The 23755-nt window shown below is 62.7% G+C and carries 20 protein-coding genes; 5 read left to right on the forward strand and 15 right to left on the reverse strand.

The window, feature by feature from the left end; genetic code table 11:
* Nucleotides 1-134 precede the first annotated feature (134 nt).
* Together amaA and amaB are read right to left on the reverse strand one after the other, a co-directional pair.
* Nucleotides 135-1418 carry an L-pipecolate oxidase gene (gene amaA / locus M1B35_RS29925; RefSeq protein ID WP_268263845.1) on the reverse strand — a complete coding sequence of 428 codons (1284 nt, stop codon included), beginning with the start codon at nucleotides 1416-1418 and terminating at the stop codon, nucleotides 135-137.
* 73 nt (nucleotides 1419-1491) lie between these two features.
* Nucleotides 1492-2982 (reverse strand): L-piperidine-6-carboxylate dehydrogenase, encoded by a 1491-nt coding sequence (amaB, locus tag M1B35_RS29930; RefSeq protein WP_123329612.1) that lies wholly within the window; start codon nucleotides 2980-2982, stop codon nucleotides 1492-1494.
* Between the two features lie 175 nt (nucleotides 2983-3157).
* Between amaB and M1B35_RS29935 the strand changes: the two genes are divergently transcribed.
* The 3 genes from M1B35_RS29935 (at nucleotide 3158) to nadE (ending at nucleotide 6244) form a co-directional block, all read left to right on the forward strand.
* Nucleotides 3158-4060 (forward strand): LysR family transcriptional regulator, encoded by a 903-nt coding sequence (locus tag M1B35_RS29935; RefSeq protein WP_123329610.1) that lies wholly within the window; start codon nucleotides 3158-3160, stop codon nucleotides 4058-4060.
* Between the two features lie 126 nt (nucleotides 4061-4186).
* Complete coding sequence (gene pncB / locus M1B35_RS29940) at nucleotides 4187-5413, forward strand: nicotinate phosphoribosyltransferase (RefSeq protein WP_123329608.1); 1227 nt, start codon at nucleotides 4187-4189, stop codon at nucleotides 5411-5413.
* Between the two features lie 3 nt (nucleotides 5414-5416).
* Entirely contained in the window at nucleotides 5417-6244 is an 828-nt protein-coding gene (nadE, locus tag M1B35_RS29945) for an ammonia-dependent NAD(+) synthetase (protein ID WP_268263846.1), read from the forward strand.
* 138 nt (nucleotides 6245-6382) lie between these two features.
* Here nadE and azu read toward each other — a convergent pair whose 3' ends face one another.
* On the reverse strand, nucleotides 6383-6829 hold the full coding sequence (azu, locus tag M1B35_RS29950; RefSeq protein WP_123329604.1) for an azurin: 447 nt from the start codon (nucleotides 6827-6829) through the stop codon (nucleotides 6383-6385).
* A 351-nt stretch (nucleotides 6830-7180) separates the two neighbouring features.
* Between azu and M1B35_RS29955 the strand changes: the two genes are divergently transcribed.
* Nucleotides 7181-7768 carry an LOG family protein gene (locus M1B35_RS29955; protein ID WP_123329602.1) on the forward strand — a complete coding sequence of 196 codons (588 nt, stop codon included), beginning with the start codon at nucleotides 7181-7183 and terminating at the stop codon, nucleotides 7766-7768.
* 68 nt (nucleotides 7769-7836) lie between these two features.
* On the forward strand, nucleotides 7837-8019 hold the full coding sequence (locus M1B35_RS29960) for a hypothetical protein (protein WP_123329600.1): 183 nt from the start codon (nucleotides 7837-7839) through the stop codon (nucleotides 8017-8019).
* A 60-nt stretch (nucleotides 8020-8079) separates the two neighbouring features.
* Here M1B35_RS29960 and M1B35_RS29965 read toward each other — a convergent pair whose 3' ends face one another.
* The 12 genes from M1B35_RS29965 to rlmB form a co-directional block, all read right to left on the reverse strand.
* Nucleotides 8080-8973 carry a transglutaminase family protein gene (locus M1B35_RS29965; RefSeq protein ID WP_123329598.1) on the reverse strand — a complete coding sequence of 298 codons (894 nt, stop codon included), beginning with the start codon at nucleotides 8971-8973 and terminating at the stop codon, nucleotides 8080-8082.
* Nucleotides 8973-11459 carry a circularly permuted type 2 ATP-grasp protein gene (locus M1B35_RS29970; protein WP_268263847.1) on the reverse strand — a complete coding sequence of 829 codons (2487 nt, stop codon included), beginning with the start codon at nucleotides 11457-11459 and terminating at the stop codon, nucleotides 8973-8975. Before M1B35_RS29970 ends, M1B35_RS29965 begins: the two co-directional genes overlap by 1 nt.
* Before the next feature lie 87 nt (nucleotides 11460-11546).
* Entirely contained in the window at nucleotides 11547-14822 is a 3276-nt protein-coding gene (locus M1B35_RS29975; protein WP_268263848.1) for a transglutaminase family protein, read from the reverse strand.
* Between the two features lie 170 nt (nucleotides 14823-14992).
* The gene (locus M1B35_RS29980; RefSeq protein ID WP_268263849.1) at nucleotides 14993-15454 is read right to left on the reverse strand and encodes a hypothetical protein; all 462 of its coding nucleotides are present in this window, start codon (nucleotides 15452-15454) and stop codon (nucleotides 14993-14995) included.
* Nucleotides 15451-16386 carry an Ssp4 family T6SS effector gene (gene ssp4 / locus M1B35_RS29985; protein ID WP_123329590.1) on the reverse strand — a complete coding sequence of 312 codons (936 nt, stop codon included), beginning with the start codon at nucleotides 16384-16386 and terminating at the stop codon, nucleotides 15451-15453. Before ssp4 ends, M1B35_RS29980 begins: the two co-directional genes overlap by 4 nt.
* Nucleotides 16387-16567: 181 nt before the next feature.
* Nucleotides 16568-18868 carry a YgiQ family radical SAM protein gene (locus tag M1B35_RS29990; RefSeq protein WP_123329588.1) on the reverse strand — a complete coding sequence of 767 codons (2301 nt, stop codon included), beginning with the start codon at nucleotides 18866-18868 and terminating at the stop codon, nucleotides 16568-16570.
* Between the two features lie 188 nt (nucleotides 18869-19056).
* Nucleotides 19057-20454, reverse strand: coding sequence for a replicative DNA helicase (dnaB, locus tag M1B35_RS29995; protein WP_056725443.1), 1398 nt, complete (start codon nucleotides 20452-20454; stop codon nucleotides 19057-19059).
* Nucleotides 20455-20577: 123 nt separating this feature from the next.
* Complete coding sequence (gene rplI / locus M1B35_RS30000; protein WP_123329586.1) at nucleotides 20578-21024, reverse strand: 50S ribosomal protein L9; 447 nt, start codon at nucleotides 21022-21024, stop codon at nucleotides 20578-20580.
* A gap of 21 nt (nucleotides 21025-21045) precedes the next feature.
* On the reverse strand, nucleotides 21046-21945 hold the full coding sequence (locus tag M1B35_RS30005) for a hypothetical protein (protein WP_268263850.1): 900 nt from the start codon (nucleotides 21943-21945) through the stop codon (nucleotides 21046-21048).
* A gap of 35 nt (nucleotides 21946-21980) precedes the next feature.
* On the reverse strand, nucleotides 21981-22211 hold the full coding sequence (rpsR, locus tag M1B35_RS30010) for a 30S ribosomal protein S18 (protein ID WP_002551829.1): 231 nt from the start codon (nucleotides 22209-22211) through the stop codon (nucleotides 21981-21983).
* 28 nt (nucleotides 22212-22239) lie between these two features.
* Nucleotides 22240-22665 carry a 30S ribosomal protein S6 gene (gene rpsF / locus M1B35_RS30015; protein WP_020299424.1) on the reverse strand — a complete coding sequence of 142 codons (426 nt, stop codon included), beginning with the start codon at nucleotides 22663-22665 and terminating at the stop codon, nucleotides 22240-22242.
* 200 nt (nucleotides 22666-22865) lie between these two features.
* A complete protein-coding gene (gene rlmB, locus M1B35_RS30020; RefSeq protein ID WP_123329582.1) occupies nucleotides 22866-23630 on the reverse strand; it encodes a 23S rRNA (guanosine(2251)-2'-O)-methyltransferase RlmB in 765 nt (254 codons plus the stop codon).
* Nucleotides 23631-23755 lie beyond the last annotated feature (125 nt).

Below are 23755 nucleotides of genomic sequence, written 5' to 3' on the forward strand. Positions count from 1 at the left end.
ATCAACGTGCAACCTGGCTGTAACAGCCCGCGTCACCGAACTGCACACCCCTGGTGCGGCACTGCTACGAGCCGCACCATTACAGGCTAGTCGCTGCGCTGAAAAGCGTCGTTATGTCGGCTGTATTTCCTCGTTCAGATAACGATCCGCAGGCACTGGCCCGCGTGGTACAGGGAAAACCCGGCCTCGTACAGACAACTGCGCAGCCCCGCGCCAGCCACGGGCCGCAAGGGTGCGAAGGGAATCGGCAAGGCATGAGGATTTCCGTTACACAAGTAGTCGGCGAAGGCCTTGCCGACCACGGTGCCGGTGGTCACCCCGCGTCCGTTGTAGCCGGTGACTGCCACCAAACCGGGCGCTGGCTCGAACAAACGCAGCAAGTGGTCGGGGGTGAATGCGATGCAACCGGTCCAGGTGGACTCCCACTCCACCGGTTTGAGGTAAGGAAAATAATGCTGCTGCACCCGGTCGGCCCAGGCCTTGAGGAACCACAGGGGTTTCTGCCGGCCATTACCCAGGCTGCCGAGCAACAGGCGCCCATCGGCATCGCGACGGATGCTGCTGAGCACTTGCCGGGTATCCCAGGAGCCCTGGCCGCCCGGCAAAATCTGCTGTGCGGCAGCATCGGTCAGGGGGCGAGACGCCACCTGATAGTAATAACCGGGGAAGAACGTGCGCCGCAGCTCGGTCCAGTCGCCTTCGGTGTAAGCATTGGAGGCAATCACCACCTGCTCGGCGAGGACCGAACCTTGGGCAGTCTGCACCGACCAGCGCTGGCCCTGGCGCTCCAGGCGAGTGACCGGTGAGTGATCGAACAGTTGCCCACCCAGATCCGCCACAGCCTTGACCAGGCCGCTGGTGTAGGCCATTGGGTTGAGGGTGCCCGCACGGCGGTCGAGCAAGGCCGCGGCGATCTTCGTGGTGCCGGTGGCCGCCTCACAGGCGGCGCCGGTCAACAGCTCCACTGGCGCGCCACGGCGCAGCCATTGTTCTTCACGACTGCGCAGGTCGGCCGCACCGCGAGCGTTATGGGCCATGTGCAAGGTGCCTTCGCGGCGCAACTGGCAGTCGATGCGGTACTTGTCCACCAGGCTGAACACCAGGGCCGGCGCCGCGCCAAGCATGCGATTGAGGCGGCTGCCGACCTCGCCGCCGAAGCCGGCCTCGATCTCGTCCGGCGGGATCCACATACCGGCGTTGACCAGCCCTACATTACGCCCGGAGCCACCGTGGCCGGCGCGATGGGCCTCCAGCACACAGACCCGCTTGCCCTGCTCGAGCAAATGCAGCGCCGCCGACAAGCCGGTGAAGCCGGCGCCGATCACGCAGACATCGGTCGTCACTTCGCCGCTGAGGGCGGCGCGCTCAGGCCGCTGCGGGGTCAGTTTTTCCCATAGACATTCTTCTTGTAGCGTCATAGGTGCTCCTGGCGAAGCCGTGGCGAGCGTCAAGCGGCCAGCAGGGTCACTGGCCGCGTATGGCTTGCCGCAGCTATTCGAAACTGATGCCTTGGGCCAGCGGCAGCTCCCGGGAGTAGTTGACGGTGTTGGTCTGGCGCCGCATGTAGCCGCGCCAGGCATCGGAACCGGACTCGCGACCGCCGCCGGTTTCCTTCTCGCCGCCAAAGGCCCCGCCGATTTCCGCGCCGCTGGGGCCGATGTTGACGTTGGCGATCCCGCAGTCGCTGCCCACCGCCGACATGAACTGCTCGGCTTCACGCACGTCGGTGGTGAAAATGCACGAGGACAAGCCTTGCGGCACCGCGTTGTTGAGGCGCAGGGCTTCGGCAAATTCGCTGTAGCCGACCACGTAGAGGATCGGCGCAAAGGTTTCGTCGCACACCACTTCACTCTGTTCCGGCATCTCGACGATGGCCGGCGAGACGTAGTAGGCGTTGGGGAATTGTTCCTGCAACTGGCGCTCGCCGCCGAACACTCGACCGCCTTCGCTCAAGGCCTGCTCCAGGGCGTCTTGCATGGCGTCGAAGCTGTGCTTGTCGATCAACGGCCCCACCAGGTTGCCTTGCAGCGGGTGGCCGATGCGCACTTTGGAATAGGCGACCTTGAGGCGGGCGACAATCTCGTCTTTCACCGACTCATGGGCGATCAACCGGCGTAAGGTGGTGCAGCGCTGCCCGGCGGTGCCGACGGCGCTGAACAGAATGGCACGCACGGCCATGTCCAGGTCGGCGCTGGGGCCGAGGATCATGGCGTTGTTGCCCCCCAGTTCGAGGATGCTGCGGGCAAAACGCGCCGCCACTTTCGGCGCCACCTCACGCCCCATACGGGTGCTGCCCGTGGCGCTGATCAGTGCCACACGCGGGTCGTCGACCAGGGCTGCGCCGGCGTCACGTCCGCCGATGATCACCTGGCTCAGGTACTCGGGGGCATCGCTGAAATTGCTCAGTACCCGTGCCAACAGCGCCTGGCAGGCCAGGGCGGTAAGCGGGGTTTTCTCGGAGGGTTTCCAGATCACCGGGTTGCCGCAGACCAGGGCCAGGGTGGTGTTCCAGGCCCAGACCGCCACCGGGAAGTTGAACGCGCTGATGACCCCGACCACGCCCAACGGATGCCAGGTTTCGCGCATGTGATGGCCCGGACGCTCGGAGGCGATGGTCAAACCGTAGAGCTGGCGCGACAGGCCGACCGCGAAGTCGCAGATGTCGATCATCTCCTGCACTTCGCCCAGGCCTTCCTGGGTGATCTTGCCAGCCTCCCAGGACACCAACTCACCGAGGTCGGCCTTGTACTCGCGCAGGACTTCACCGAACTGGCGCACCAGCTCGCCACGACGCGGCGCCGGCACCTTGCGCCACAGCTCGAACGCATGCTCGGCGCGACTGACCTGCTGTTCAACCTCAGCGGCGCCCTGCCAATTCACTGCAGCGATACGGCTGCCATCGATGGGCGAATGCACGGGCTGCTGGCCAGCCTGGTACAGGCTCGGGTCAACACCAAGACGATCAAGCAATGCGGCAACCATGGGTCACTCCTTATCGGTGAGCGGGCAAAAGCCCGGGCCAGGTAGACGGCCTTTCAGGCCTGTAGTTGTAGCCCTCCTGAGACGGCTCAACAAACGACCTTTAGGCGAGATATCATTCCATTTATTCATGCTGCGCCGGCACCGCAGCGCCGAAACAAGAACAAAGGCCCTCCCCATGTTGAATAAACGCCACCTGCCGTCGATCACTGCCTTGCAGTGTTTCGAGGCGGTCACCCGGCACCTGAGCTTCACCCGCGCCGCCGAAGAGCTCAACCTGACCCAGAGTGCAGTGAGCAAACAGGTGGCCCAGCTCGAAGAGCTGCTGCAGCACCTGCTGTTTCGCCGAGTGCGCCGGCGCCTGCAACTGACGCCGGCGGGCAACCTGTACCTGGTGGAAGTGCGCAAGATCCTCACCCAGGTCGAGATGTCGACCCACTACCTGCGCTCCTACGGTGGCGAAACCGAGGTGCTGCGCGTCGCCACCCCGCCGACCTTCGGCGCCCGCTGGCTGGTGCCGCGGCTCAAGGGCTGGCGCTTGCAGCATCCGCATATCCATCTGGACCTGTGCAATGAGCAAGAGGCCGATGACCTGCTGCAAGGGCGCAGCGATGTGGCGTTCTACTTCGGCCAGGGTTCGCGCCCGGGCACCGAGTGCCTGAAGCTGTTCAGCGAACAATTGGTGGCCGTGTGCGCCCCCAGCAGCCTGCCGGCCCAGCCCTTCAGCGACCCCACGCAACTGGCCGACCTGGTGCTGCTGCAGAACGCCTCGCGGCCCCAGGCCTGGCACGACTGGTTCGACAGCCAGGGCTACCACACCGAACACAGCTACCACGGCCCGCGCTTCGAAACGTTCTATATGTGCATCCGCGCGGCCCAGGTTGGCTGCGGCGTGGCCTTGCTGCCCCGGTTCCTGGTGGAGGAGGAGCTGGCCGACGGCAAACTGGTGGTGGCCTGGCAGCACCCCATGCCCAGCCACGACGCCTACTACCTGGCCTACCCCGAGCATTCGGCCGAGGTGCCCAAGGTCCGCGATTTTGTGCGCTGGATGCTGGAACACAAGGATTCGCCCGTCCCGTAGAGCACGGACAACCACTCGCCACCAAAAAACGCTGGTCAAGCGCAGGACGTCTATGCGCCACTACCGCCTTCATTAAAAGAGCTGAACGCCGCACACCTCGACGCGGCCAGCATGGAGATTCCCGTTATGAGCGAGAGTGTGTTTGCCGATCGCATCGTGCAGAACCTGCTCGACACCGACTTCTACAAATTGACCATGATGCAGGCGGTGCTGCACAACTATCCCAATGTGGATGTCGAATGGGAGTTTCGTTGCCGTAACAGCGAAGACTTGCGCCCCTACCTGGCGGAGATTCGCTATCAGTTCGAACGCCTGGCCGACCTCAGCCTGACCGCCGACCAGTTGGGTTTTCTGGAGCGCATCAGCTTCCTCAAGCCGGACTTCCTGCGTTTTCTCGGCCTGTTCCGCTTCAACCTGCGCTATGTGTACACCGGCATCGAAGACGGCGAGCTGTTTATCCGCCTGCGTGGCCCGTGGCTGCATGTGATTCTTTTCGAAGTGCCGATGCTGGCCATCGTCAGCGAAGTGCGTAACCGCTATCGCTACCGTGAAGTGGTGCTGGTACAGGCCCGCGAGCAGCTGTATCGCAAGTTCGACTGGCTCAGCGCCAACGCCAGCAGCGAAGAACTCTCGGAACTCCAGGTCGCCGACTTCGGCACCCGCCGGCGCTTTTCGTACCGGGTCCAGGAAGAAGTGGTCAACGTGCTCAAGCACGACTTCCCCGGGCGCTTTGTCGGCACCAGTAACGTGCACCTGTCCCGGGAACTGGACATGAAGCCCCTGGGCACCATGGCCCACGAATGGATCATGGCCCACCAGCAACTGGGCCCGCGCCTGATCGACAGCCAGATCGCCGCTCTCGACTGCTGGGTGCGCGAATACCGTGGCCTGTTGGGGATCGCCCTGACCGACTGCATCACCACCGACGCTTTCCTCGGCGATTTCGATCTGTACTTCGCCAAGCTGTTCGACGGTTTGCGCCACGACTCCGGTGACCCCATCGTCTGGGCGGAAAAGGCCATCGCCCATTACCACAAGCTGGGCATCGAGCCGATGAGCAAGACCCTGGTGTTCTCCGACAGCCTGACCCTGCCCCGCTCCCTGGAAATCTTCCGGGCGCTGCGGGGTCGGATCAATGTCAGCTTTGGCATCGGCACCAACCTGACCTGTGACATTCCGGGTGTCGAGCCCATGAGCATCGTGCTTAAAATGGCCGCCTGTAATGGCCAGCCCGTCGCCAAGATCTCCGATGAAGCGGGCAAGACCCATTGCAAGGATCCGAACTTCGTCGCTTATCTGCGCCACGTTTTCCAAGTACCTGCCGCCCTTTCTGGCACATCAAGCAAGGAGTGAATCATGCAAGCCGTACAGCGTGAGATTGCTGAACAGCTCAAGGTCCAAGCGCCTTTTTCCGACCAGGCCGCGCTTGAAGCGGAAGTCGCCCGACGCGTGGCCTTTATCCAGGATTGCCTGGTCAACTCGGGGCTCAAGTCCCTGGTGCTGGGCATCAGCGGTGGCGTCGACTCCCTGACCGCAGGGCTGCTGGCCCAACGGGCGATGCGCGAATTGCGTGAACGCAGCGGGGACGACAAATACCGTTTTATCGCCGTGCGCCTGCCCTACGAAACCCAGTTCGATGAACACGACGCCCAGGCCTCGGTGGACTTTATCGAACCCGATGAGCGCCACACCGTGAACATCGGCCCGGCGGTCAAGGCCCTGGCCAATGAAGTGGCGGCCTTCGAAGGCCAGCACGCGGTGTCGCGGGATTTCGTCCTGGGCAATACCAAGGCGCGGATGCGCATGGTCGCCCAGTACACCATCGCCGGCGCGGCCCAGGGTTTGGTGATCGGCACCGACCACGCCGCCGAAGCAGTGATGGGGTTCTTCACCAAGTTCGGTGACGGCGCCTGCGACCTGGCGCCCCTGAGCGGCCTGGTGAAAAACCAGGTGCGGGCCATTGCCCGACATTTCGGCGCGCCGGAATCCCTGGTAGAGAAGGTGCCCACCGCCGACCTGGAAGACCTGTCGCCCGGCAAGCCGGACGAAGCCTCCCACGGCGTCACCTACGCCGAGATCGATGCCTTCCTCCACGGCCAGCCGGTGCGTGAAGAGGCCTTCAAGATCATCTGCGATACCTACCGCAAGACCCATCACAAACGCGAAATGCCCTTCGCCCCCTAACCTGGCGCGCCTTGTAGGAGCCGGCTTGCCGGCGATGGGGCCGCCAGGCTCAAGGGCTCCATCGCAAGCGAGCCCGCCCCTGCACAGGGGCATAAAAAAAACGCCCCTCGGGGCGTTTTTTTTGGGCGGGTCGAGCGATTACTTCAGGACCACTGCGCCTTTCATCATCGAGTTGTGGCCTGGGAACGAGCAGAAGAAGCTGTAGCTTTCGCCTGCGGTCAGCTTCGACACGTCGAAGGTCACCGAGTCTTTCTCGCCGGCACCGATGATTTTGGTGTGGGCGATGATGCGCGCATCAGCGTCCTTCAGGTAGTTCTTGTCCAGGCCGGCCGCCATGCCGTCGGTGGCAATGCCAGCCATGTCCGAAGTCTTGCTCAGTACCCAGTTATGGCCCATGACGTTCTTCGGCAGGTTGCCGGAGTGGCCGAGGTTCACGGTGAAGGTCTTGCAGCTCTTGTCGATGGTGATTTCCTTGGTGTTGAAGGACATCTGATCGGTGGAGTCGACATCGACCTTGCATTCGGCAGCCATCAATTGGCTGCTGGCCAGTGTCAACAGGGATACCGCAACGAGTTTGGCAAACATGGTGAATCTCCAAGGCAGGGTTTAACTGAAGGGGTGAAAAATCCGTGGGTCGAAGACTGCCTGATTTTTTCTTGAGTGCCTATGATTTGCATCAAAAAATTGTATACAACTTTCGACCTATAACGCCGATTAATACTTTCAACCGGCCAGGCGCCGAGGTCGACTTTAAGATGGGCCCATTCCCCCTCCGGAGCACCGCCCATGCCCTTCAATAGCCTGTTACGCAGCCTGCTCGCCGCTTACGCCTGCGGTGCCAGCGGCACCTGTGAAACGCCCTCGCACGAGGTTTAACGTTTGGCGCCTCGCGCTTGAGCCATTACTCTGAGGCCCTCAATGACCTCGGAGTAAGGCATGTCGTTAACTTCTGTCTGTGTGTTCTGCGGTGCCAGCACCGGCACCAACCCCGCCTACCGTGAGGCCGCTGCGGCCCTTGGGCGCGAATTGGCCGCCCGCAAACTGACCCTGGTGTATGGCGGTGGCGCGGTGGGCCTGATGGGCATCGTGGCTGACGCCGCACTGGCGGCCGGGGGCGAAGTGATCGGCATCATCCCGCAAAGCCTGAAGACCTCGGAGATTGGCCACAACGGCCTGACCCGCCTGGAAGTGGTCGACGGCATGCACGCACGCAAAGCCCGCATGGCCGAACTCAGCGACGCCTTTATCGCCCTGCCCGGCGGCCTGGGCACCCTGGAAGAGCTATTTGAAGTCTGGACCTGGGGCCAACTGGGCTACCACAACAAGCCCCTGGGGCTGCTGGAAGTGAATGGTTTTTACGAGAAGCTCAGCGGTTTTCTCGATCATATCGTCGGCGAAGGCTTCGTCCGTGCCCCGCACCGTGCCATGCTGCAAAAGAGCGAATCGCCGGCAACCCTGCTCGATACGCTGGACGCCTGGCAGCCTTCGGCACCGGCCAAATGGGCCGAACAAAAACCCGATTAACCGTCAGCGCCCGATAACAGGCAGAATACGCGCCGCTCAACCTCACCTTCGACCCCAGAGGATCGCCCATGGCTAAACCCAATTACTCCTTCGCCAAACGTCAACGGGACTTGGCAAAGGAGCAGAAGAAAGAGGAAAAGCTGCAACGCAAGAAAGCGGCCGCAGAAGAGGAAACCGGCGCACTGAACCCGGATGCAGAAGGTGAAGTCGCCGTCGATGACGCCGCAGACGATCAGGCTCCCCAAGCCTGACACGCGCCTCACCTTGCAGGAGCCGGCGGGCCAGCCATTGTGCCTTCGGCCAGCTGGCTCCTACAGGTCCAGGGGCATGACCGTCACCTGGACTTCCGGGTCGTGGCTGCCGCCCCCCAGGATCACCCCACGCAACGGCGACACATCGGAAAAATCCCGGCCCCAGGCCAAGGTGATGTGCTCCAGCGCCGGCTGCACATTGTTGGTCGGATCAAAATCCACCCAGCCCAGCACCGGGCAAAACACCGAAACCCAGGCATGTGACGCATCGGCACCGATCAACCGCGGCTGCCCCGGTGGCGGCTGGGTCAACAGGTAGCCGCTGACATAACGCGCCGCCAAGCCTCGGGAACGCACGCAGGCCAGCATCAGGTGGGCAAAGTCCTGGCAGACCCCGCGCCGACGCTCCAGCACCTCGACCAACGGCGTCGCCACCTGAGTGGCCTCGGCGTCGAAGGTGAACTCACTGAAGATTTTCTCCATCAGCGCCTGAACCCCCAGCAACAGGGGCCGGCCCTCGGGGAAACAGCTTTCGGAGAATTCGACGAAGCTCTTTTTCAGGTGCACATAAGGCGATTCAAAGCGATAGCGACACGCCTCCAGCAGCGGCGCCGACAACGGCTGGCTGCTGTAGGTCAGGGCGCTGCGGGTCGCGTCCCAGGCCGGCGACAGATAAAAATCCAGGCTGGGCTTGGCCAGCACTTCCACGGTGAGCCGGGTATTGACCTGCAGGTCATCGTGGGGCCGCTCGAACGCCAGGCGGGTCAGCGGGTTGCCGAACACATCCAGCTCGTCGCGGCGCGACGTCGGCTCCGGATTGATCAGCAGCTGCTGCTCGGTGCAGCGCTGCCAGGCGCATGCTCGCGGCCACAGGTGCGCCAACTGCTGGGCCAGGGACACCGGGCTGTCGTAGTGATAATGGGTGTCGTGGAAAATCTGGTAGTGGGCACTCATTACACGGACACCGTTTGCTGGCTGACGTCATCGACGTGAGCAAAATGACGCAGCGCCAGGCGATCAGACACCTGGCTGCTGGCATCGGAAATTTCCTGCAGCAGGTCTGCCAGGCCTTCCAACGCGGCGCGCACACTGGCTTCGCCAAACAGTGGATTTTCCAGGCAGCCAAGGTCGAAGTTCGCCAGGCGCGCCACCAACTTAGGCAGCCCGACTTCCCGCGGCACGCCAAAATCATCGTTCAAGCGCTTCAGCGTGCGGGTCACCAGCTTGAGCTGGAACAGCACGGCGTGGGGGTTCTGCTCATCCAGCAGCAACAGGTCGAGCACCGGAATCAGCTGCGGCACCGCCAGGTAGCGGGAGCGGTAAGTGATGCTGCTGTTACCCAGTTCCAACAACCATTCCAGCCCTGCCTGATCAGCCGCCGCGGTGCCCCGCAGAAAGGCCGCCAGGCTGCTGCTGAGGAACTGCAGCCGCTCGATACGCCGACCGATCATCAGGAAGCGCCAGCCTTCGTCCCGGGTCATGTCGTCCAGCGCAAACCCGGACAGCGCCGCCAGGGACATCACCAAGCGGTTGAGGAAGTCCAGCAACTCGCCAAAGTCCGGTTCCTCGGTGTCCAGCTCCACCGCCTCGCGCTGCAGCTCCACCAGGGCCTGCCAGTTTTCCCGGGACAACTTGCCGCGCACCTGGGACGCCGCCCACTGTAAACGCTGCAGATTGGCCCGCAGGCTGAAGGACCAGTCTTCGCCGAGCAACGCCGCCAACAGCCGCTCGGGCAACTCGCCCTCCTCCGGTAGCAGCATCAGGCTTTCGCCCAGGTCCACCGCCGCCTGCAGGGCTTGCGGGTCATCGCCGTCGACATAACGCGCCAGCATGATCCGCAGCAGCCGTGCGCTGTCATCGCAACGCTCACAGTAGCGCCCGAACCAGAACAGGTTTTCCACTACCCGCGACGGCAGGTAAGGGTCAAGCCGCACCAGGTCATGAACGCCGATGGTGCGCTGGGCTTTCCACTGCTCGCCGCTGGGCGCACGTTCCCCCAGCACCCAGGTGTCTTTGCTGGCGCCGCCGCGTTGCATCGACACCACTTCGGCATCGGCGTCTGCGGCGACCCGGGTCAGGCCGCCGGGCAGCACCCGATAGCCGCTGTTGCTGGCCACCGCGTACACCCGCATGCCAATGGCCCGGGGTTGCAGGCGCGCATCGTCGGCCTGCCAGATCGGCGCCTGGGACAGCTGGGCCAGCTCCTGGGCGACATAGGCATAGGGCCGCGCACGCATACGCTCGGCCAGGGCCTGGCGCTCTTCCTCACTGAGGTCGCGGCCAAACACCGGGGCGAAGCTTTGCGACGGGAAGGCCGGCTTGATCAACAGCTCCGGGAGTTTCTCCAGGGCCTGCTCAAGCACCGGCGCCTCGCCGCACCACCAGGTGGCGATGGATGGCAGGATCAGTTCTTCACCGAACAGGTACTGGCTGATCTTCGGCAAGAAGCCCAGCAGCCCCGGCGACTCCAGCACGCCACTGCCCAGGGCGTTGGCCACCAGCACTCGGCCCTGGCGCACCGCTTCCAGCAGGCCGGGCACGCCCAGGGCCGAGTCGGTGCGCAGCTCCAGGGGGTCGCAGAAATCATCGTCCAGGCGCCGCATGATGGCGTGGACTCGACGCAGGCCGCTGAGGGTTTTCAGGTAGACCGTGGCGTCGCGCACCGTGAGGTCGCCGCCTTCCACCAGCGGGTAACCCAACTGCCGCGCCAGGTACAGGTGTTCGAAATAACTCTCGTTGAAGCGCCCCGGGGTCAGCAGCACGATCAACGGCGCTTCGGTATCCCGCGGGGCCTGGCGGGCCAGGGTTTCCTGCAGGGTGCGGAAGAACCCGGCCAGGTGCTGCACCCGCAAGTCACGGTACAGGTCCGGGAAGGCCCGGGACACGATCATGCGGTTTTCCAGGGCGTAGCCGGCCCCGGAAGGTGCCTGGGTACGGTCGGCCGTGACCCACCAGCGACCGTCCGGAGTGCGCGCCAGGTCCACCGCGTACAGGTGCAGGAACGCCCCGTCCGGCGGCTGAATGCCCTGGCAGGGCCAAAGAAAGTTGTTGTGCCCGAACACCAGTTCGGCCGGCAGCAGGCCCTCGCTGATCAAGTGCTGGGGGCCGTAGAGGTCGGCCAGCACCGCATTGAGCAAGCGCGCCCGCTGGGCAATCCCGGCGGACAGTTGCTGCCATTCATCAGCAGCAATCACATGGGGCAACAGGTCCAGCTCCCAGGGCCGATCGGCACCCTTGGGGTCGGCATAGACGTTGTAGGTGACGCCGTTTTCGTGAATCTGCCGGGTCAGCAAGGCCTGGCGTTGCGCCAACTGGGCCGGCGTGCTGCGCTGCAATTGCTCGTACAGCCGACGCCAATGGGGACGCACCGCGCCGCCTTCGTCGAGCAGTTCATGGTAAGTACCCGCCGTCAGCGGGTAGCGGTCAAGCAGGTCAGGCATGGAAAACTCGGCAGACGGCAAGGGCAAACAGATTAACGCAGACTTATGACGCCCGGATATTGCAATCCTCCGGGCGTCGCGTCTGCTTTAGAAACGTCGCAAATCGAGCGTCATCGGCAGCTCGTCATTGATCGTCAGTGTCGGCACCGGCAAGGTGCCAGGGCTGTGGCCCAGGCGGAAGAAACGCGCCATGCGCCGGCTTTCCGCTTCGTTGGCGTTGACCGGCAGGCTGTCGTAATTGCGCCCGCCTGGGTGGGCCACGTGGTACTGGCAACCGCCCAGGGAGCGGTGCATCCAGGTGTCCAGCAGGTCGAACACCAACGGCGCATGCACCGGGATGGTCGGCTGCAGGCAGTTGGCCGGTTGCCAGGCACGGTAGCGCACGCCGGCGACAAACTCGCCGACCCGCCCGGTGGGTTGCAGCGGCACCGGGATGCCGTTGCACGTCAGCAGGTAGCGTTGCGGCGCCAGGCCGTTGATCTTGACCTGCAAGCGCTCCAGGGACGAATCGACATAACGCACCGTGCCGCCGCCCGTGCCCTCCTCACCCAGCACGTGCCAAGGCTCCAGGGCCTGGCGCAGCTCCAGTTCGATGCCGCTGACCGCGTAATCGCCGACCTTGGGAAAACGGAACTCCAGGTGCGCCGCAAACCACTCGGCGCGCACCGGGTAACCGGCGGCGTTGAGCTCGACCATCACGTCGGCAAAATCCTGCTCGATAAAGTGCGGCAGCATAAAGCGGTCGTGCAGCTCGGTGCCCCAACGTGCCAGCTTGGCCGGCGCATAAGGCTCACGCCAGAAGCGCGCCACCAGCGCCCGCAGCAACAGCTGCTGGGCCAGGCTCATGCGGGCGTGGGGCGGCATTTCAAAAGCCCGCAGTTCCAGCAAGCCGAGGCGCCCGGTGGCACCGTCCGGCGAGTACAGCTTGTCGATGCAGAACTCGGCGCGGTGGGTGTTGCCGGTGACATCGATCAGCAGGTTGCGCAGCAGCCGGTCCACCAGCCAGGGCGAGCACGGTTCGCCCGGCTCAGGCATCTGGGCAAAGGCGATCTCCAGTTCATACAGGGCGTCGTTACGCGCCTCGTCGACCCGCGGCGCCTGGGACGTGGGGCCGATAAACAGCCCGGAGAACAGGTAAGACAGCGACGGGTGATTGTGCCAATAGCTGATCAGGCTGCGCAGCAGATCGGGGCGCCGCAGGAACGGCGAATCCGCCGGGGTCGCGCCGCCCAGGACAAAGTGGTTGCCGCCGCCGGTGCCGGTGTGGCGCCCGTCGATCATGAATTTCTCGGTGGTCAGGCGGGTCTGCCGCGCCTCCTCGTAGAGGAACTCGGTGCGCTCCACCAGTTCGTCCCAACTGGCGGACGGCTGCACGTTGACCTCGATCACGCCCGGGTCCGGGGTCACTCGGAAGTTGCTCAGGCGCGGATCGGCCGGCGGCTCGTAGCCCTCCAGCAGCACCGGGCAATGCAGCTCTTCGGCGGTGGCCTCGATGGCACTGACCAGCTCCAGGTAATCCTCGACGCGCTCCAGTGGCGGCATAAACAGGTACAGCCGCCCTTCCCGCGCCTCGGCGCACAACGCCGTGCGGGTCAGCCAATCGGCGGACTGGTCAATGGCTGGTACCCGCTCATCCACCTCGGCCGCCTTGCCATGTTCACGCAGCCGCGCGTTGTCGGGCAGCTCGGGGAAGTCCTGGTTCGGGTCGTTGGGGTGGATAAACGGGTATTCCGCCGCCGTCACCCAAGGTTGGGAGGCCAGGGGCAAGCGATAGCCCAAGGGCGAATCCCCCGGCACCAGGCGGCAATGGCTGTCACGCAGGTACCAGCGACCGCTTTGCCATTGGTCGCCCTTGACCGTGCGGGCCAGGGGCAGCACTTGGCCAATGACCTTGTCCAGGCCCTGGCTGAAGACCTTGTGCAAGCGTGCACGCTCCAGCTCATCGCCCAACCGCGAATCCTCGGCGCTGACATTGGACGGCAAGGCGCCCTCGCGCCACAGGTAGTAGAAATTGTCTTCGTAGGCCGGGAACACAAAACGAGCCGGCAGTTTCAGGCGCTCGGCAACGCTGGCCAGGAAACGCCCGGCCATCAGGCCATCGGCGCCGTAATCTTCCTGCTCATCGGCGATCAGTGCGCTGTTGTGCCAGATCGGCAAACCATCACGACGCCAGTAACAGTTCAGCGACCAGCGCGGCAACTGCTCGCCGGGGTACCACTTGCCCTGGCCAAAATGCACCAGGCCCTTGGGTGCGTAATGCGTGCGCATGCGCTGGAACAATTCGGCAGACAGGCGACGCTTGTCCGCGCCCAGGGCGGCAGTGTTCCACTCGGCGCCATCGGGGTCGTCGATGGACACGAAGGTCGGCTCGCCCCCCATGGTCAGACGCACATCACCTTCCAGCAGGTCCGCGTCGATCTTGCGGCCCAGGGCCTGGATCGCCAGCCATTGCTCATCGGTGTAAGGCTTGGTGACGCGAGGCGCCTCCCAAATCCGCTCCACCGACATTTCGTGGGTGAACTCGCACTCGCACGGTTCGACCAAGCCACTGATCGGTGCCGCCGAGGAGGGATCAGGACTACAGGCCAATGGGATATGCCCTTCGCCGGCAAACAGCCCGGAGGTGGCATCCAGGCCGATCCAGCCGGCACCGGGCAGGTAGACCTCGCACCAGGCGTGCAGGTCGGTGAAATCCACCTCCGTGCCGGACGGGCCGTCCAGGGCTTTGACATCGGCGGTCAACTGGATCAGGTAACCGGACACAAAACGCGCCGCCAAACCCAGGTTGCGCAGCAATTGCACCAGCAGCCAGGCCGAATCCCGGCATGAGCCTGAGGCATTGTCCAGGGTCTGCTCGGGCGTCTGCACCCCCGGCTCCATGCGGATCAGGTAGCCGATGTCCTGGCTCAGGCGCTGGTTGAGGGCCACCAGAAAATCCACCGCCGGCAGCGGCGTGCGGTCGATGCCGTCCAGGTAGGCCTGGAACTTCGGCGTCAGCGGCAGGGTTTCCAGATAGGGCGCCAGCTCACGCTGCTCATCGGCGGCGTAGGCGAAGGGGATTTTTTCCGCGTAGGGCTCCAGGAAGAAGTCGAACGGGTTGAACACGGCCATCTCGGCCAGCAGGTCCACTTCGATCCGCAGCTCGTCGGTTTTCTCAGGGAACACCAGGCGAGCCAGGTAGTTGCCCTGGGGGTCTTGCTGCCAATTAATGAAATGCTGCTCGGGCTGAACCTTCAGCGCATAGGACAGAATCCGCGTGCGGCTATGGGCTGCCGGACGCAGACGAACGATTTGAGGGCCGAGTTCGACCGCGCGGTCGTAGCGGTAATGCGTGACATGGTGCAATGCGACATGGATCGACACGGCGTGCCTCCTGCGAGCCTGGGCGGTGGTAGAAAGCGCGCAAGACTTATGCCATCCCGCCCGGCCAGCGCTTTCCTGAATAACTCAGCGCAGTACAGCACCAAAAACGCGCAGCGCCTGCATTGCCGTGCAAGGGTTGCACACAAATGCTGCAGGCGTATCCCATTGCTTCAGCGAGACGAACGTTTTTGCTTCGCGGCGTGAATGATTCGCTCGCGCTCGTGGCGAATCTCCAGGAGCCTGCCGCGCATTTCCCGGTGCCGCTTGCTGTTGAGCAACAGCAAGCCCAGCAAGGGCAAAAGCAGCGTCACTAGGTACACGCCCTGATGCGGCCCGTAAGCGAACATAGGCAGCACCAGGGCCAGGCACAGCAGGAAATAGCCCGCGACCAGCCACACCGCCCAGGAGCGCCCACGCAGCATCAGGAAATGCCCCGCCACCAGCAACAACACCAGAAACAGCACCGCGAGCCCGAGGTAATCGGTGCGCACCGAAGGTTCCAGGCCGCGCCAGTAGGTGGTGCCCGCCAGGGACAGCAGGCCCGACGCCGAGAAGCACCCCAGCAGCACCGTGCCCATGAAGGTGGGGAAATAGCGGGCAAAAAAAGCCGTCATCGAGCCGCCACCAATCATTCGTGAAACTCCTCATACAAACCCACGGCAATGGTGGTCGCGTTCTTCACATGACCGTCCCCCGTGTAACTGCCCGTAACAGTCAGTAGTGCACCGAGGGAGTCCTTGATCTGGGTGATGGTGGCGTGCCGGATTTCCGCCGAGGCAAAACGCTTGGGCAAGGCCCCGGCGCGTTGCTGAAGCTTGAGCAGCTTGGCCGTCAGGCTCGGGTCCCGGAGCATCAGCAACTCCTTGGTCAACTTGGCTCGCTCCTGGCGATTCAGGCCACTGAGCAACTGGTACCAGCTCTTGCCGATCCCCGACGCCTTGCTCGCCTTGAGCAAGCGAACGGTGGCCATCGCCGAACCGCCTACCCCGGCCAGGGACACTCCATCGAGAATCGGCGCCACGGTCTTGTACCACTCGGCATCGTTCATCTCGTCGTTGGCTTGGGGGTTGTTCAATTCGTTGACCACCCGCATCCCGCCAATCGCGCATTGCGCCGTCCCCGCTGCGGCGGCCGTCACCCCGAGCGCCACCACCCAGGCACTGGCGCCCGCGGTGAACGGCACCGCGATGCTGCCGGCCAGCACCACGCTCCAGCCGATGTACGCCGACAGGCAGGACAGGCCGGCGTTGGCCACTTCGGTGCCCAGCCTGGATTCGCGCGGGCTGTTCTTCACTTGTTCGATAAATTGCTGCGGCGCCAGGTAGGGCTTGGCCTCGCGCAGGATCACCCGCTTGGGCGCGATGCTGCAGATCGGCCGGAACTCACGCAGCACCACCACGTTGAAATCGGCGTCGATGTACACCACGCCCGCCCCGACAATCGCCGGATCGGCGTCGATCGCGGCAAACAGCCGTGGCAGGTTGATTTGGCTTTCGATGCGCTGACGGGCCATGAACTGGGAAAAGTTGGAGTCCATGCCGATGGCGGCGAGCGGGCTGGTCACGGGGGTCTTCCTTGAGCTGACGATTGAAACGGGCATAAAAACGGCGCGTAACGGCCGCGTGAAGCTGGGCAACCTTAACAAAGCGCCGGCGTTTTTTTGCACCTGATCGGGTAAAAAAACCCATTGCCCAGATAGCAAAACGCCAGCCCCGAGGGGCTGGCGTTGTCACTTTAACTGCCGTTTAGCGCGGCACTACCGGCTTGCGGGTCGGCTTCTTGCCTTTGCCCTTGGCCGCATCGGTGCGCTCCTTGGCAGCCTGCTTGTTGCGGGCCATCGCCGCGGCCTTGGCCTGTTCGCGCTTGTCCCACGGGTTGCCGCCGTCGCTGCCACGGGGCGGCAGGCCGGTGTGCTGGGTCAGGATCTTGGTGGTTTCCTTGGCCACTTTATGGCTACCGGCCGGCGTCGAGTTCTTGCGACGGGCGCTCTGGTAGCTGTCGGTGGACGGCTGGTGCAGGGGAATCAGCTGATTCTTGCCCGGCCCTATCAGGTCGGCGCGGCCCATGCGGGTCAAGGCCTCACGCAGCATCGGCCAGCCTTTCGGGTCGTGGTAGCGCAGGAATGCCTTGTGCAGGCGGCGCTGCTCCTCGCTCTTGACGATGGTCACCGCGTCGCTCTTGTAGGTGACCTTGCGCAGCGGGTTCTTGCCCGAGTGGTACATGGCGGTGGCGGTGGCCATCGGCGACGGGTAGAACGCCTGCACCTGGTCCGCGCGGAAGTCGTTGCGCTTGAGCCACAGGGCCAGGTTCATCATGTCTTCGTCGGTGGTACCCGGGTGGGCCGCGATGAAGTACGGAATCAGGTACTGCTCTTTGCCCGCTTCCTTGGTGTACTTCTCGAACATGCGCTTGAACTTGTCATAGCTGCCAATGCCCGGCTTCATCATCTGGTTGAGCGGACCTTCCTCGGTGTGTTCCGGGGCGATCTTCAGGTAACCGCCGACGTGGTGGGTCACCAGCTCTTTGACGTATTCCGGCGACTCGACGGCCAAGTCGTAACGCAGGCCGGAAGCGATCAGGATCTTCTTCACACCCGGCAGGGCACGGGCGCTGCGATACAGCTGGATCAGCGACGAGTGGTCGGTGTTCAGGTTCGGGCAGATCCCCGGGAACACGCAGGACGGCTTGCGGCACGCGGATTCGATTTCCGGGGTCTTGCAGGCGATGCGGTACATGTTCGCCGTCGGGCCACCGAGGTCGGAGATGACGCCGGTAAAACCCGGAACCTTGTCGCGGATCTCTTCGATCTCGCGAATGATCGACTCTTCGGAACGGTTCTGGATGATCCGGCCTTCGTGCTCGGTGATGGAGCAGAAGGTGCAGCCGCCAAAGCAGCCACGCATGATGTTCACCGAGAAACGGATCATGTCGTAGGCCGGAATTTTTTCCTTGCCGTACGCCGGGTGCGGAACGCGCGCATAGGGCATGCCGAACACGTAGTCCATTTCTTCGGTGGTCATGGGAATGGGCGGCGGGTTGAACCAGACGTCCACTTCGCCGTGCTTCTGCACCAAGGCACGGGCGTTGCCCGGGTTGGTTTCCAGGTGCAATACGCGGTTGGCGTGGGCATACAGCACCGCATCGCCACGGACCTTCTCCACCGATGGCAGACGGATCACGGTCTTGTCGCGGGTCATGCGCGGGCTGGCCAGGATCTGTACGACCTTGGCTTCCTGCGGATCGTCCACCGGGCCCTTTTCCTGCTCGATGGCGCAGGCCTGGGTGTCCTGGGTGTTGACGTAGGGGTTGATGATCTTGTCGATCTTGCCCGGACGGTCGATGCGTGTGGAGTCGACTTCGTACCAGTCCTTGGGCGTATCACGGCGAATGAACGCGGTGCCGCGCACATCGGTGATGTCTTCGATCTTGTGACCGTAGGACAGGCGCTGGGCAACTTCGACGATGGCCCGCTCGGCGTTGCCGTACAGCAGGATGTCAGCGCAGGCGTCGATCAGGATCGAGTTGCGTACCCGGTCCTGCCAGTAATCGTAGTGAGCGATACGGCGCAGGGAAGCTTCGATGCCGCCAAGCACGATCGGCACGTTCTTATAGGCTTCCTTGCAGCGCTGGCTGTACACCAGGCTCGCACGGTCCGGGCGTTTGCCGGCCATGCCACCCGGGGTGTAGGCGTCGTCGGAACGGATTTTCTTGTCGGCGGTGTAGCGGTTGATCATCGAGTCCATGTTGCCGGCGGCCACGCCGAAGAACAGGTTCGGCTCGCCGAGCTTCATGAAGTCGTCTTTGGACTGCCAGTTGGGCTGGGCGATGATCCCGACGCGGAAGCCCTGGGACTCCAGCAGCCGGCCAATGATCGCCATGCCGAACGACGGGTGATCGACGTAGGCATCACCGGTCACGATGATGATGTCGCACGAGTCCCAGCCGAGCTGATCCATCTCCTCCCTGCTCATGGGCAGGAACGGCGCTGGCCCGAAACATTCGGCCCAGTACTTGGGATAGTCAAATAACGGCTTGGCTGCTTGCATGACGATGACCGGTGTTGAGATGAAAAATCGCGGGCGCGGAATATAGCACAAAATTTAACCAATTCCGACGATAGCGGTCGGAATTGTGCGGCGCCCGTCGCAGGCAAGCCAACGCCCACACTTGAGGGCATTCATACCTCACGTGGGAGCGGGCTTGGCCGCGATGGGGCCCTGACAGGCGCGAAAGGTTATTCGTCGTCGTCGAAGTTGTAGCTGCCCGGTGCCAGGTTTTCAAAGCGCGTGTACTTGCCAATAAAGGCCAGGCGGATAAAGCCGATCGGGCCGTTCCGCTGCTTGCCGATGATGATCTCGGCAATGCCTTTGTGCTCGGTCTCGGGGTGATACACCTCGTCCCGGTACACGAACATGATGACGTCGGCGTCCTGCTCGATCGCTCCGGATTCCCGCAAGTCGGAGTTCACCGGGCGCTTGTTGGGGCGCTGTTCCAAGGAACGGTTGAGCTGGGACAGGGCCACCACCGGGCAGTTGAATTCCTTGGCCAGGGCTTTCAGGGATCGGGAAATCTCGGAAATCTCGTTGGTCCGGTTGTCACCGCTGGAGCCCGGGATCTGCATCAACTGCAGGTAGTCGATCATGATCAGGCCGACTTCGCCGTGCTCACGCACCAGGCGCCGAGTCCGCGCACGCATCTCCGACGGGCTGATACCCGCGGTGTCGTCGATGAACAGCTTACGGTCATTGAGCAGGTTGACCGCCGAAGTCAGGCGCGGCCAGTCGTCGTCTTCCAGCTGGCCGGAACGGACCTTGGTCTGGTCGATGCGACCGAGCGACGACAGCATCCGCATGATCAGCGATTCACCTGGCATCTCCAGGGAGTACACCAGCACCGCCTTCTCGCTGCGCAACACCGCGTTCTCCACCAGGTTCATGGCGAAGGTGGTCTTACCCATCGATGGACGGCCGGCGACGATGATCAGGTCGGACGGCTGCAGGCCGCTGGTCTTCTCGTCGAGGTCGGTATAGCCGGTGGACAGGCCAGTGATGGCGTTGTCGGTGTTGAACAGGGTGTCGATGCGATCGATGGCCTTGGTCAGCAGGTCATTGACCCCCACCGGGCCGCCGGTCTTGGGCCGGGCCTCGGCGATCTGGAAGATCTGCCGCTCGGCCTCGTCGAGAATCTCCGCGGCGGTGCGACCTTCCGGGTTGAAAGCGCTGTCGGCGATTTCAGTGCTGATGCCGATCAACTGCCGCAGGGTCGCGCGCTCGCGGACAATTTGCGCATACGCTTTGATGTTGGCCACGGACGGCGTGTTTTTCGCCAACTCGCCCAGGTAGCCCAGGCCGCCGACCTGGGAGGTCTGGCCTTCCTTGTCCAATTGCTCGGACAGGGTCACCACGTCGATCGGCATGTTCTGATCGGCCAGCTTGGCGATCGCACGGAAGATCAAACGGTGGTCATGCCGATAGAAGTCGCCGTCGGAGACTTGATCCAACACGCGTTCCCAGGCGTTGTTGTCCAGCATCAAACCACCGAGCACAGCCTGTTCGGCCTCGATGGAATGGGGCGGCACCTTCAGGGCGGCGGTTTGCAGATCGTATTGCTCGGGAGCGGAGATATCGTTCATGGCCACTTGAAATTAGGGATGAAAAACAGGAACAGCAGAAAGACAAAGGGCACGACCTGTAAACAGGATCGTGCCCGATGTTAAACCGTCCGCCACTCAGGGTGCCAGACGATTTGGTACTGCTTAAGCAGCCACCACAACAACGCGTACGGTTGCTTCGACTTCAGCGTGCAGGTGCACAGCTACATCGAATTCGCCAACGTTGCGGATAGTGCCGTTCGGCAGACGAACTTCGCTTTTTGCAACTTCAACGCCGGAGGCGGTCAGTGCATCAGCGATGTCGTGGGTGCCGATCGAACCGAACAGCTTGCCTTCGTCACCGGCGGTGGCAGTGATAGTCACTTCCAGCTCAGCCAGTTGGGCAGCGCGAGTTTCGGCGGATGCTTTTTTGTCTGCAGCCAGTTTTTCCAGCTCAGCACGACGCTCTTCGAACGCAGCCAGGTTGGCAGCGGTCGCAGCGGTGGCTTTGCCGAAAGGCAGCAGGTAGTTACGGCCGTAACCAGCCTTAACGTTTACCTTATCGCCCAGGTTGCCCAGGTTGGCGATTTTTTCCAGCAGGATCAGTTCCATTTGGTAATAACCTCTTAACTTTTAACCTTCACCGTTCGCAGAACCGTTATCAGCGTCTTTCGGCGCGAAACGACCGCGAAAATCAATCAGGCTGTCGACAATGGCCAAGACCACGAGCAACGGATAGATCAGTTGCATAAACGGCAGCATCGTGACGTACATCCCCACCAGCCAAAACTTGGCCAGTCGCCCTTGTGCCACCAGCCCGTGAATCAGGGCTAACGCGGCAAATGCCAGCGGTACACTGCACAACGGCGTCAGCATTGCCATCTGCGGGCCGAAGTTCGGTCCGATCAGCATGCACGCCAGCAGCAACATCGCTGGCCCAAGGGGGATTCTGATAGCGCGAAACTCACGACCAAAACCGCCCGGGTTGTACAACACAGCCTGCCAGTAACGCCCAAGAATCAGGCTCAGCACACTGATGGTTTGCAACAAGGCCGCAATCAGGCCGGTCAGGATTGGCGCTATCAGCAAGGCGAGACGGGCTCGCTCCTCGACCGACAACTGCTGGTAGACATCACCGAGGGCCAGCGGCAGGATTTTTACCAACTCCTGCGACAACATCTCGATCTGAGGGCGGAAAGCCGCGCCCAGGACTCCAGCAAACACCAATCCCATCGCGATGCTGACCAGCAGCACCCGGATCCAGGACTCGCTTGCGCGCAAAACCAACGCAAGGCTCGAAGACCCCAGCAGCACCAGAAGTGCCCGTGGATCATCGAAAAACAACCACCAGAGCAAAGCCGGCAGCAGTCCCAGGGACAGGACACCAAGGGCATCCTTCAATCCGCGCCGCAGAAGCACAAGGCTCCCAGCAGCGGCACCCAACCAATACAACAACGGCAATACCGCACAACCGGCCACTACCAGAGTGGCCTGCATACGTCCGCGCATGATGAAGTCAGCTAAGGCGCGCATGCATTCAATCCTTACTACTTATCGACTGCCCGGTCTCAGCGGCCGTGGCTGTCGGTGTAGGCCAGCAGGGCCAGGAAGCGGGCGCGCTTGATAGCGGTGGCCAGCTGACGCTGATAACGAGCTTTGGTACCGGTGATGCGGCTTGGAACGATTTTGCCGGTCTCGGATACGTAGGCTTTCAGAGTGTTGAGATCTTTGTAATCGATCTCTTTCACGTCTTCAGCGGTGAAGCGGCAGAATTTACGACGACGGAAGAAACGTGCCATGTAATTGGCTCCTTAAAAGGTCCGTGGATTACTCGTCAGCGTTATCGCTGGCGTCGCTGTTATCGCTGTCATCGCCATCGGCGCTGTCAGAATGCTCAGGACGGTCACGACGCTCACGGCGCTCACTGCGGTTTTCTTCAGCCTTGAGCATCTCGGATTGGCCGGTAACGGCTTCTTCGCGACGGATGACCAGGTTACGGATCACAGCATCGTTGTAACGGAAGTTGTCTTCCAGCTCAGCCAGGGCTTTGCCAGTGCACTCAACGTTCAGCATCACGTAGTGAGCCTTGTGAACATTGTTGATTGCGTAGGCCAGTTGACGACGGCCCCAATCTTCCAGACGGTGGATTTTGCCGCCGTCTTCTTCGATCAGCTTGGTGTAACGCTCAACCATGCCGCCGACTTGCTCGCTTTGATCCGGGTGGACCAAAAAGATGATTTCGTAATGACGCATGAATGCTCCTTACGGGTTGTAGCCTGCCGCCTAAAAGCGGTCAGACAAGGAGTGAATGACACTTATGGATCTTGCCGCAGGGAGGCACATGCATGCCTGCCAGGAAGGCAAGGGGCGCAATAGTAGAGGAGCAGGGGGGATGCTGCAAGCTGCAAGCTACAAGTGGTCAACCACCCCGCTTTTAACTTGCAGCTTGAAGCTTACGACTTCCGCGAAGCGGCTGTCTTTTTGGCGCCACGCTGGCGCTGGGCTTCGAACAGGCAGACGCCGGTGGCGACCGAAACGTTGAGGCTACTGACACTACCGGCCATCGGCAGGTGCACCAGATAGTCGCAATGCTCACGGGTCAGGCGACGCATGCCTTTGCCTTCGGCACCCATGATCAGGATGGTCGGGCCGGTGAGGTCCTGGTCATAGATGCTGACCTCCGCCTCCCCTGCCGTACCCACGACCCACAAGCCACGTTGCTGGAGTTTTTCCAGGGTCCGCGCCAGGTTGGTCACAGCCACCAGCGGAATGACTTCCGCCGCGCCGCAGGCCACTTTACGCACCACTGGCGTCAGGGTGGCCGATTTGTCTTTAGGCACGATCACCGCCAGCGCACCGGCAGCATCCGCCGAACGCAGGCACGCGCCGAGGTTGTGCGGGTCAGTCACGCCGTCCAGCACCAGCAGCAGCGGCGGACCGTCAGTGCGGTCCAGCAGCTCGTCGAGCATGGCCTCGCCCCAGACCTGGCTTGGGCTGACTTCAGCCACCACGCCCTGGTGAACGCCCTCGACCCAGACGTCCATTTCACGACGCTCGGCCTGACCGATGGCAACCTTGTTTTGGGTGGCCAGCTCGACCAGCGCTTGCACGCGCGGCTCGCTGCGACCTTCTGCCAGCCACACCTGTTTGACGCGCTTGGGGTGGTGACGCAGCAGTGCTTCTACGGCATGCACGCCGTAGATTTTTTCCAGACTCATGACTTGGCCTTAGGTTTGCGCGACCCGCCACTTTTTCGCAGGGGCCGAACCCGCTTTTGGCGGGCCTTTACGGTGTTTGCTTGGTTTGCTCGACGGTTTTTCCGCCGCGCGGGACTTTCCCCCCA

Origin of the sequence: Pseudomonas morbosilactucae (genome assembly GCF_023241665.1) — a bacterium.
Taxonomy (GTDB): domain Bacteria; phylum Pseudomonadota; class Gammaproteobacteria; order Pseudomonadales; family Pseudomonadaceae; genus Aquipseudomonas; species Aquipseudomonas morbosilactucae.

What these genes read in the sequence shown, in the direction of transcription:
- amaA (WP_268263845.1), bottom strand. Translation starts at nt 1,418, where the DNA reads ATGACGCTACAAGAAGAATGTCTATGGGAAAAACTGACCCCGCAGCGG.
- amaB (WP_123329612.1), bottom strand. Translation starts at nt 2,982, where the DNA reads ATGGTTGCCGCATTGCTTGATCGTCTTGGTGTTGACCCGAGCCTGTAC.
- M1B35_RS29935 (WP_123329610.1), top strand. Translation starts at nt 3,158, where the DNA reads ATGTTGAATAAACGCCACCTGCCGTCGATCACTGCCTTGCAGTGTTTC.
- pncB (WP_123329608.1), top strand. Translation starts at nt 4,187, where the DNA reads ATGAGCGAGAGTGTGTTTGCCGATCGCATCGTGCAGAACCTGCTCGAC.
- nadE (WP_268263846.1), top strand. Translation starts at nt 5,417, where the DNA reads ATGCAAGCCGTACAGCGTGAGATTGCTGAACAGCTCAAGGTCCAAGCG.
- azu (WP_123329604.1), bottom strand. Translation starts at nt 6,829, where the DNA reads ATGTTTGCCAAACTCGTTGCGGTATCCCTGTTGACACTGGCCAGCAGC.
- M1B35_RS29955 (WP_123329602.1), top strand. Translation starts at nt 7,181, where the DNA reads ATGTCGTTAACTTCTGTCTGTGTGTTCTGCGGTGCCAGCACCGGCACC.
- M1B35_RS29960 (WP_123329600.1), top strand. Translation starts at nt 7,837, where the DNA reads ATGGCTAAACCCAATTACTCCTTCGCCAAACGTCAACGGGACTTGGCA.
- M1B35_RS29965 (WP_123329598.1), bottom strand. Translation starts at nt 8,973, where the DNA reads ATGAGTGCCCACTACCAGATTTTCCACGACACCCATTATCACTACGAC.
- M1B35_RS29970 (WP_268263847.1), bottom strand. Translation starts at nt 11,459, where the DNA reads ATGCCTGACCTGCTTGACCGCTACCCGCTGACGGCGGGTACTTACCAT.
- M1B35_RS29980 (WP_268263849.1), bottom strand. Translation starts at nt 15,454, where the DNA reads ATGATTGGTGGCGGCTCGATGACGGCTTTTTTTGCCCGCTATTTCCCC.
- M1B35_RS29990 (WP_123329588.1), bottom strand. Translation starts at nt 18,868, where the DNA reads ATGCAAGCAGCCAAGCCGTTATTTGACTATCCCAAGTACTGGGCCGAA.
- dnaB (WP_056725443.1), bottom strand. Translation starts at nt 20,454, where the DNA reads ATGAACGATATCTCCGCTCCCGAGCAATACGATCTGCAAACCGCCGCC.
- rplI (WP_123329586.1), bottom strand. Translation starts at nt 21,024, where the DNA reads ATGGAACTGATCCTGCTGGAAAAAATCGCCAACCTGGGCAACCTGGGC.
- M1B35_RS30005 (WP_268263850.1), bottom strand. Translation starts at nt 21,945, where the DNA reads ATGCGCGCCTTAGCTGACTTCATCATGCGCGGACGTATGCAGGCCACT.
- rpsR (WP_002551829.1), bottom strand. Translation starts at nt 22,211, where the DNA reads ATGGCACGTTTCTTCCGTCGTCGTAAATTCTGCCGCTTCACCGCTGAA.
- rpsF (WP_020299424.1), bottom strand. Translation starts at nt 22,665, where the DNA reads ATGCGTCATTACGAAATCATCTTTTTGGTCCACCCGGATCAAAGCGAG.
- rlmB (WP_123329582.1), bottom strand. Translation starts at nt 23,630, where the DNA reads ATGAGTCTGGAAAAAATCTACGGCGTGCATGCCGTAGAAGCACTGCTG.